The sequence below is a fragment of the Flavobacterium sp. genome (assembly GCF_023151265.1).
Lineage (GTDB): Bacteria > Bacteroidota > Bacteroidia > Flavobacteriales > Flavobacteriaceae > Flavobacterium.
The window spans coordinates 1-9,280 of the sequence record NZ_JAKLJH010000107.1 but is presented as its reverse complement, the minus strand read 5'-3'; the positions used below and the strand labels follow the sequence as shown (position 1 = coordinate 9,280).

Sequence of the window (9,280 nt, the reverse complement as noted above, 5' to 3'; positions counted from 1 at the left end):
GGGTTCTACTCATTTGTCTTCCGGCTCCATGGGAAGCAGAATTGATAGCGTTCTCCTCGCCTTTTCCTCTCACTAAAAATCCAGGTGCCGTCATACTTCCTGGGATAATTCCCATCACGCCTTTTGCAGCTGGAGTTGCTCCTTTTCTATGTACAATCACTTCTTCTCCGTTGTACATTTCTTTCCAAGCAAAATTATGATGGTTTTCTACTTTGGCTAAAACAGTTGCTCCCAACGCTTTTTCCATTTTCGTGTGAATGATTTCATGACATGCCGAAGCGTAATCTCCCGCCAAATTCATGGCAATCCAATACTCTTGTCCTAAATCAGAACTTAAATCCAAATAAGCTAAGTTTCTAGCTACTTCTGGAAGTTTACAAGTTTCTTTAGCAATCTTCGTATAATGTCCCGCAATAGTAGCACCAAATCCTCTCGAACCCGAATGCGTTAACAAAGCCACATATTTTCCTTTTGGAATATTTAATGCAGCATCATCGGTTGCAAATTCAATAATACCAAATTCCACAAAGTGATTTCCTCCACCAGAACTTCCCAATTGCGACCAAGCTTTATCTTTTAAGTTTTTAATAAACGTATGTTCGGTAAACTCGTTTCTATCCAAAACTTCATGATTCGATTTGTATTGTCCGTGAAATCCGTGTCCCGCTCCAAATTTGGAATGTGCCACTAATTCTCTTTTGAATTTCGCTTCATTTTCATAGTAAAACAACTCGGGAATATCATAAATCGACAATGCCATTCTACATCCAATATCCACACCCACACCAAAAGGAATCACCGCATTATTAGTAGCTAAAACACCGCCAATTGGCAATCCATAACCTTGATGCGCATCAGGCATTAAAGCACCCGCAACAGTAACGGGCAACTGCATTGCAACTTGCATTTGTTTAATGGCTCCTTCTTCGATTTTATCTTTACCATATAAGGCAAAATCAGACGGATTTTGATTTAAGGCGATGAAATCTTCTGGTTTCTCATTTGTTTTTTCTATGATAGCTTGTGCTAATTTTCCAAAGATTTTATGTTCTAAAAATGCTTCTGGATTTTCTAATACCAAGGCATAGTTCGATAACATTTCTTCTTTTGAATATCCTGTTCTTTTGACATTCGCTTTTAAAGCTATTCCTATTAAAGTTCCTTCTGGATACCCTAAGGCTAATAAATCGGTTCCGTTAATTTTAGTTTCCATGATGTTAAATTTATATTTTTTATTTGAATTTCTTTGCTTTCGAGAGCCTGATGCATGTCCAACGATACATCAGGCTTACTTCCCTTTGTTTGATGAAGCAAAGGTTTTACAGAACTACGCAATTATTTTGCGTACTAAAAAAAGAATTGTATTTTTGAGCTGAACACTATAAACTGACCACTGAACACTTCAAAAAATGGCTCAAAATAAAAACGCCCTCATCCGCTACAAAACCATCGACAAATGTTTGCAAAACAACTACCGTCAATGGACATTAGAAGATTTAATGAACGCTTGTAGCGAAGCTTTGTACGAATATGAAGGTAAGGAAAACCCCGTAAGCAAACGTACCATTCAATTAGACATTCAGATGATGCGTAGCGAAAAGTTGGGCTACAATGCGCCAATTGAAGTCTATGATAAAAAGTATTACCATTATGCCAATGAAGATTTCTCCATAACCGATATTCCTTTAACCGAAACGGATATTAATGTATTGAGTGAAACGGTTTCCATGTTGAAGCAATTCAAAGATTTTTCGCTTTTTAACGATGTTTCAGATATTCTCCAACGATTAGAAGATAAAATTTATGCCGAAAAATCACACACCCAACCCGTTATTCATTTGGATAAAAACGAGAGTTTAAAAGGCTTACATTTTTTGGATGAAATCTATCAAGCCATAGTTAAAAAAATAGTTTTAGTAATCACTTATAAGTCATTCAAATCCAGAGAAGAACAACAGTTTCATTTTCATCCATTTATTCTAAAAGAATTCAACAATCGTTGGTTTATAGTGGGGCGAAAAAAAGCTAGTCAGCCCATCTCAAATTTAGCTTTAGACCGAATCATTAAAATTGATTACGATTTCCAAATGCCTTTTTTAGAGCAATCTTTCGATGCTGAAAAATATTATAAAAATGTCATTGGCGTTACTGTAAATTCAGGTTTACAACCTAGACCAATCCAACTTTGGATAGACCAATACAATGCACCTTATGTATTAACCAAACCGCTTCATCGCTCCCAACGATTGCTAAAAGAAAACGAAGACGGAAGTATTATCATCAACCTATTTCTAATCGAAAACTACGAAATGGAACGCATTCTCTAAGGCTTCGGAGACGGCTTAGAAGTTCTAAAACCCGAACGTTTGCGATTACGAATGAAAAGTATTTTAGAGAAATCCATGAAAAGGTATGAAGAACCAAAGGAGAACTAATTAATTCAAACTCCAAATCAACGCTTTTTCCTTAGTCGCTCTAAAGATTGTATGATGTTCTTCTTTCTTTTCTAGGGAATAATTCCACTTTACATTTGGAAGTGCATTTGAAGTTAAAACTTCAGCTAGTTTATTAGTGTTACCAAAAATATCTTTGGCACTTGACCCTGCAAACCAAAACGTTTTAGAAGTTGTTGGAAATGTTTTTAAATAATTTGGACTATCTTTTAATAATTGTTTGTTATTCCACCATAACGAAGGATCAAAAGCGATGTAAAAATCAAACATATCTGGAGAAGTTAGAAAAATTTCGGTAACAAATAATCCAGCTAATGATTCACCAAGGATTCCCTTTTTGCTTGTGGTTCTATATTTTGAATTCACTTCTGTAATTAATTCTTTTTGAATAAAATTTCTGAAAGCAGCAGAACCACCTACTACTGGAGCAATTTCTTTATCTTTTGCTACAGTTGTTGGTGGTGTTAAATCGCGTCTGCGTTGTGTGTTTTCGATTCCAACTAATATAAAGGGTTTAATTTTTTTAGCCTTAATTAAATCAGATAACGTGTTGGCAATATGAGGAAAATCTTCTTTAATTCCGCCATCAGGCATATACAAAACGGGTAAAGAATCTTTTGAATTTTTGTATTCATCTGGAAACCAAACATTAATAACTCTTTTTTCATTGACATATTTGGAATCAATTGTAAAGGTTTCATGCACTGGAATGGGATCATTAGGCTGTTGGTTATTGGAACAACTTAATAGAACAATTAAGAACAGTAATATCGAAGATATTGACTTCATATAATTAAAATTTAGAAATATAGAAAATTAAAGAAAATCAAATATATCATTTTTTAAACAAAAAAAGACACCCGAAAGTGTCTTCTAATAATTTATACTGAATGAATTAATAAGCCAAAAGCTCTTTTAATTCCACTTCAAATCTACCTTTAGGTAAATATTGATCTTCTAATGATTTCATAAACGGAATAGCTGATTCTAAACTTCCTACTCTTCTTACTGGAGCGTCTAAATGTTCGAAGCAGTTTTCCATAATCATGGCCGAAATATCACTAGCAACACCACCAAACAAAGTATCTTCTTGTAAAATGATTACTTTATTTGTTTTCTTAACAGAAGTGTAAATTGCATCCCAATCCATTGGTTGTAACGTTCTTAAATCTAATAAATCTGCTTTGATTTCTGGATTTTTGGCTAACGTTTCTAAAGCCCAATGAACTCCCGCTCCAAACGAAATAATGGTTACATCAGTTCCTTCTTTAATCAATGACGCTTTTCCGAAAGGTAATGTGTAGTAGTCTTTTGGCACATCTTGATACACACTTCTATACAATTGCTTGTGTTCGAAGAATAATACTGGATTTGGATCATTAATAGCTGTATTCAATAACCCTTTAGCATCATAAGGAAACGCTGGATATACTACTTTCAATCCCGGAGTTTTGGTAAACCAAGCTTCGTTAGTTTGTGAGTGGAAAGGTCCTGCTTGAGTTCCTCCACCGCAAGGCATACGCACCACTACATCCGACTTTTCTTGCCATCTGTAATGTTGCTTTGCTAGTAAGTTTACGATTGGATTAAATCCGGTAGAAACGAAATCGGCAAACTGCATTTCCATTACCGCTTTAAATCCGTTTATTGATAATCCGTTAGCCGCTGAAACTACAGCACTTTCACAGATTGGTGTATTTCTAACTCTTTCTTTTCCAAATTGCGCTACAAAACCATCAGTAATCTTGAAAGCACCACCATATTCTGCGATATCTTGTCCCATGATTACCAAATTTTCATGGCGTTCCATCGACTGACGTAAACCATTCGAAATCGCATCAATAACACGGATATTTTCTACTTCTGAAGATGGATTGAATTCTTCGAAAGTATAAGGTTGGTAAACATCTCCTAATTCTTCTTCCAAAGAAGCTACAATTTCTGGTTCTTCTTGAACTTTCGCCCAATCCGTATCAATTTCTTTCTTAATTTCAGCTCTAATAGCGTCATCTTCTTCATCTGATAAAACTGCAGTAGCTTTTAAGTAATTTCTATAATTTTCAACTGGATCTTTCACAGCCCACATGTCCATTAATTCTTGAGGAACGTATTTCGTACCACTCGCCTCTTCATGGCCACGCATTCTAAACGTTTTGAATTCCAATAACACTGGACGTGGATTATCAACCATAGAAGCTTTTAATTCCGAAATCAAATGCACTACTTCTAATAAATTATTTCCATCTACAATGTGGCTTTCCATTCCGTAACCTACACCTTTATCAGCAAGGTTTTCACAACGATATTGCTCGTTGGTTGGAGTCGATAATCCGTAACCATTATTCTCAATTACAAATAAAACCGGTAATTCCCAAACAGCAGCAATATTTAATGCTTCGTGAAAATCACCTTCCGAAGTAGCTCCTTCACCTGTAAATACAGCAGTTACTTTTCCGTTCTTTCTTAATTTATTGGCTAAAGCGATTCCGTCAGCAATCCCTAATTGAGGACCTAAATGCGAAATCATACCAATAATTTTATATTCTTGCGTTCCAAAGTGGAAACTTCTATCTCGTCCTTTTGTAAATCCGTTTTTCTTACCTTGCCATTGCGAAAATAAACGGTGTAATGGAATATCACGAGTTGTAAATACTCCTAAATTACGGTGCATTGGTAAAATATATTCATCTTTATCCAAAACCGAAGTTATCCCTACAGAAATAGCTTCTTGCCCAATTCCAGAGAACCATTTCGATACTTTTCCTTGACGGATTAGAATCAACATTTTCTCTTCAATCAAACGCGGTTTTAAGATTTTCTTGTATAAATCAAGTAGTTGCGAATTCGATAAATCTTTTCTTTCAAAGTTCATGATGATGGAACAATTAAATTTTGCTCAAAAGTAATAAAAATAACATTTTGAAAGCGAATTGTTATAAAAAAAGAAAGTTAAAAAATCAAATTCAAATTTGAAAGCAAAGAACAAAAAGAATAAATTTCAAAGATTTGTAAAATTATCTCTGGTTAGATTTTTTCTTTCACCTTTTTACTTTTCCCTTTTTACTTTTCTCAATTGTTAACAACTTTCCTTTTTTGAATTTAAAATATTTAATTACATTTGTATTTACTTGGGTTATAACCCATAATGATTTATTAACAACAAAGCTTAAGTATGCAACAAATTCCTAGTGTTGACTTACGTGATTTCCTGTCGGATGATCCGGCACGTAAACAAAAATTTGTAAATGAAATCGGAAAAGCCTACGAAGAAATTGGCTTCGTAGCATTAAAAGGTCATTTTTTAGATGACAAATTAGTTGAAGGATTGTATTCAGAAGTAAGAAACTTCTTTTCACTTCCTTTAGAAACCAAAGCAAAATACGAAATCCCAGGAATTGGTGGACAACGTGGTTATGTTTCTTTCGGTAAAGAACATGCTAAAGGTCGCTCTGCTGGAGATTTGAAAGAGTTTTGGCATTTTGGACAATACGTTAGCGAAGGTTCAAAGTACGCTGGCGAATATCCAGATAACGTGGAAGTAACAGAATTACCTAAATTCAATGTAGTAGGTAAAGAAGCGTACCAAATGTTAGAAAAAACAGGTGTTTATGTGTTAAGAGCGTTAGCACTTTACATCGGATTAGACGAATTCTACTTTGACAAATACATCAAAGACGGAAACAGTATTTTACGTCCAATCCACTACCCACCTATTACCGACGAGCCTAAAGACGGAGCCGTTCGTGCAGCAGCTCATGGTGATATCAACTTGATTACCTTATTAATGGGCGCTCAAGGAAAAGGATTACAAGTACAAAACCACAATGGCGAATGGGTAGATGCAATTGCACAACCAGACGAGTTAATGATTAATGTTGGGGATATGTTATCAAGACACACCAACAATAAGTTGAAATCAACGATTCACCAAGTGGTAAATCCACCAAGAGAATTGTGGGGTTCTTCTCGTTATTCGATTCCTTTCTTCATGCATCCTGTAAGCGATATGAGTCTAAATTGCTTACCAGAATGTATCGATGAAAATAATCCAAAATTATATGAAGATATCACTGCTGGTGAGTTCTTACATGAACGTTTGGTTGAATTAGGATTGATTAAGAAATAAAGGAAATAAAATTCCAATAAATAAAATTCCAAATTCCAAGTAACATTGGGGTTTGGTTTTTTGTTTAAAGATTAACATTTACACGCCACATTGGAACGCGGATGAAACGGATTTTTCGGATAACCGCAGATTAATAATAAAAATTATGAGTAGTATTTTACACAAAGAGTTGACAGGTTCAATTTTGAAATTGTTTTATGAAGTATATAATGAATTAGGACATGGTTTTCTAGAAAAAGTATACCAAAATGCATTATACAATGAATTAAAAAATAATGGATTTGAAGTTGAATCTCAAAAGCAAATAAAAGTATATTATAAAAATATTGAAGTAGGTGAATATTATGCCGATTTAATAGTAAACGATAAAGTAATTTTAGAATTAAAAGCTACTGAAGCTATTACTGAAGCTCATGAATTTCAACTACTTAATTATTTAAAAAGTACAAATATTGAGGTAGGCCTTCTATTAAACTTTGGAAAAAAACCTGAGTTTTGTAGAAAAGTATTTCAAAATTATAAAAAATAAAATCAGCGGTAACTCGTAAAATCAGTGTTATCCGCGTTCTAAAAAATTAACTATGAATGATTTAGAAGAACAACTAAAAAAACTATTTCCTGACCACGAAGTTTCTAACGAACCAGAAATTATCGAGGAAACTCCTCACGAATTATTTGTTCAAAAAGAACCTATGATTTGCAAATACGAAAAGCGAAAAGGAAAACCTACCACGATTATTTCAGGATATGAAGGCGAAGACGAAGATTTTAAAATCTTAGCAAAAGAAATCAAAAGCAAATTAGCGGTTGGTGGCACGTTCAAAGACGGCGAAATCATCATTCAAGGCGATTATCGTGATAAAATCATGAAAATTTTACAAGACAAAGGATTCAAAACAAAACGAGTTGGAGGATAAAAAGTACTAAACACTTTTAAACTCATAAACTCATAAACTTATAAACATAAAATGATAGCAGCATCAGAATTAATATTAAATCCAGATGGAAGTGTATACCACATCAATTTAAAACCTGGACAAATCGCTAACGATATTATCTTCGTTGGAGATCAAAATCGTGTAGAAAAAATCACAAAACACTTTGATTCTATTGAGTTTACCACTCAAAAGCGTGAATTCAAAACTCAAACAGGAACTTACAAAGGCAAAAGAATGACCGTGATGTCAACTGGAATTGGTCCGGACAACATTGACATCGTAATGAACGAATTGGACGCATTGGTAAACGTAGATTTAGAAACCAGAACGGTTAAAGAAGAATTAACTTCTTTAAACATTGTTCGTATTGGAACTTCGGGTTCTTTACAAGCCGATATTCCTTGCGATAGTTTTGTAATGAGTCAGTATGGTTTAGGGTTGGATAACATGCTTCGCTCCTATTTAATTGATGAAGTTTCTGAAATTGATATGGAAGAAGCGTTTATTAATCAAACGAATTGGGATATGAGAAAAGGTCGTCCTTATGTAATTGCGGGAAGTAAAACTTTAGAACAACGTTTAGAAAGCGATAAAATTTTCAAAGGATTCACGGGAACAGCTGGCGGATTTTACGGTCCACAAGGGCGCGTGGTTCGTTTAGGAATTCAAGATCCAGAATTAAATTCTAAAATGGATAGCTTCAATTTCAACGGAACTCGAATGACGAATTTAGAAATGGAAACAGGCGCTATTTATGGTTTAGGGAAACTATTAGGTCACAACTGTTTATCCTTAAATGCCATCATTGCTAACCGTGCAACTGGTACTTTCAGTGAAGACCCATATAAAGCTGTAGATGAATTAATTGAATATACTTTGAATAAATTAGCAGAATAATCTAAAACTTCAAAATTCGTTAATCAACATTCAACATTCCAAGTTTTAAATTTTGAATGTTGAATAATAAAATTATAAAATGAATTTAATACTCGAAACACCCAGACTAATCCTAAGAGAAATGCGTCACGAAGATGCAAATGCTCTATTTGAAATGGATTGCAATCCTAATGTGCACAAATATCTGTGGCAAAAACCCGTTGTTCACATTGACGAAGTTCATGCCTACATTGATATGGTTAGAAAACAATACATTGATAACGGAATTGGGCGTTTTGTAGCTATTACTAAAGATACGAATGAACTTATCGGTTGGACCGGAATTAAATTTGTAAACGACCACGTAGAAAATGGAAATACCAATTTTTACGATTACGGCTATCGCTTAAATGAAAAATTTTGGAACAAAGGTTTCGCTACGGAAGCTTCAAACGCTTGGTTAGACTATGGTTTTAATCAAATGAATATTCAAGAAATGAATGCTTATACGCATGCTGAAAATGGCGCTTCTAATCACGTTTTACAAAAAGTAGGTTTCCATTTTATGGAAGATTATCCTGATGAAGATGGCGTAACTTGGAAATGGTGGCAGTTAAAAAAATTAGAATTTAGAACGTTAGAATGAATTTTGAAGAGCTAATTGATAAAGTTAAAAACCTTCCTTATGGCAGAAATGCGAATAGGTACGATTTTTTATTAGTGTTATCTGAAAACAAAGGTACTTGTAGTTCAAAACACGCTTTTCTAAAGGATTTTGCTGATAAAAATGAGATTGAAAATGTAAAACTATACATTGGAATTTTTAAAATGAATGAAGTAAATACTCCAAAATTAGGCGATTTACTTTCAAGAAATAATATCAAATA

Annotated in this window: 8 protein-coding genes and 2 pseudogenes; 7 read left to right on the top strand and 3 right to left on the bottom strand. The window is 34.0% G+C overall.

The genetic code is table 11. The features are described 5' to 3' along the window. Positions 1 to 1,213, bottom strand: a 1,213-nt coding sequence (locus L6Q46_RS10300) for an RtcB family protein (RefSeq protein ID WP_291284228.1), incomplete at its 3' end; no start/stop codon positions are given. Positions 1,214 to 1,409: 196 nt separating this feature from the next. Here L6Q46_RS10300 and L6Q46_RS10295 point away from each other — a divergent pair. Next, a pseudogene (locus L6Q46_RS10295) lies at positions 1,410 to 2,435 on the top strand (WYL domain-containing protein). On the opposite strand, the gene L6Q46_RS10290 reads toward L6Q46_RS10295, so the two are convergent. Both L6Q46_RS10290 and L6Q46_RS10285 read right to left on the bottom strand, forming a co-directional pair. Further along, on the bottom strand, positions 2,436 to 3,242 hold the full coding sequence (locus L6Q46_RS10290) for an alpha/beta hydrolase-fold protein (RefSeq protein WP_291284227.1): 807 nt from the start codon (positions 3,240 to 3,242) through the stop codon (positions 2,436 to 2,438). 106 nt (positions 3,243 to 3,348) lie between these two features. Beyond that, entirely contained in the window at positions 3,349 to 5,325 is a 1,977-nt protein-coding gene (locus tag L6Q46_RS10285; protein WP_291284226.1) for a dehydrogenase E1 component subunit alpha/beta, read from the bottom strand. A 300-nt stretch (positions 5,326 to 5,625) separates the two neighbouring features. On the opposite strand from L6Q46_RS10285, the gene L6Q46_RS10280 reads away from it, so the two are divergent. The 6 genes and pseudogenes from L6Q46_RS10280 to L6Q46_RS10255 form a co-directional block, all read left to right on the top strand. Further along, entirely contained in the window at positions 5,626 to 6,579 is a 954-nt protein-coding gene (locus L6Q46_RS10280; protein ID WP_291284225.1) for a 2-oxoglutarate and iron-dependent oxygenase domain-containing protein, read from the top strand. Positions 6,580 to 6,724: 145 nt separating this feature from the next. After that, the gene (locus tag L6Q46_RS10275; protein ID WP_291284224.1) at positions 6,725 to 7,108 is read left to right on the top strand and encodes a GxxExxY protein; all 384 of its coding nucleotides are present in this window, start codon (positions 6,725 to 6,727) and stop codon (positions 7,106 to 7,108) included. A 52-nt stretch (positions 7,109 to 7,160) separates the two neighbouring features. After that, positions 7,161 to 7,496, top strand: a complete 336-nt coding sequence (locus L6Q46_RS10270) for a translation initiation factor (RefSeq protein ID WP_291284223.1) — start codon at positions 7,161 to 7,163, stop codon at positions 7,494 to 7,496. 51 nt (positions 7,497 to 7,547) lie between these two features. Then, positions 7,548 to 8,414 carry a nucleoside phosphorylase gene (locus tag L6Q46_RS10265; protein ID WP_291284222.1) on the top strand — a complete coding sequence of 289 codons (867 nt, stop codon included), beginning with the start codon at positions 7,548 to 7,550 and terminating at the stop codon, positions 8,412 to 8,414. A gap of 79 nt (positions 8,415 to 8,493) precedes the next feature. Then, the gene (locus L6Q46_RS10260) at positions 8,494 to 9,039 is read left to right on the top strand and encodes a GNAT family N-acetyltransferase (RefSeq protein WP_291284221.1); all 546 of its coding nucleotides are present in this window, start codon (positions 8,494 to 8,496) and stop codon (positions 9,037 to 9,039) included. Next, a pseudogene (locus L6Q46_RS10255) lies at positions 9,036 to 9,280 on the top strand (hypothetical protein); the annotation flags it as partial. The gene L6Q46_RS10260 and the pseudogene L6Q46_RS10255, both read left to right, overlap by 4 nt.

Excerpts from the sequence above, each read along its gene's own strand:
- L6Q46_RS10290 (WP_291284227.1), bottom strand. The coding sequence starts at position 3,242 with ATGAAGTCAATATCTTCGATATTACTGTTCTTAATTGTTCTATTAAGT.
- L6Q46_RS10285 (WP_291284226.1), bottom strand. The coding sequence starts at position 5,325 with ATGAACTTTGAAAGAAAAGATTTATCGAATTCGCAACTACTTGATTTA.
- L6Q46_RS10280 (WP_291284225.1), top strand. The coding sequence starts at position 5,626 with ATGCAACAAATTCCTAGTGTTGACTTACGTGATTTCCTGTCGGATGAT.
- L6Q46_RS10275 (WP_291284224.1), top strand. The coding sequence starts at position 6,725 with ATGAGTAGTATTTTACACAAAGAGTTGACAGGTTCAATTTTGAAATTG.
- L6Q46_RS10270 (WP_291284223.1), top strand. The coding sequence starts at position 7,161 with ATGAATGATTTAGAAGAACAACTAAAAAAACTATTTCCTGACCACGAA.
- L6Q46_RS10265 (WP_291284222.1), top strand. The coding sequence starts at position 7,548 with ATGATAGCAGCATCAGAATTAATATTAAATCCAGATGGAAGTGTATAC.
- L6Q46_RS10260 (WP_291284221.1), top strand. The coding sequence starts at position 8,494 with ATGAATTTAATACTCGAAACACCCAGACTAATCCTAAGAGAAATGCGT.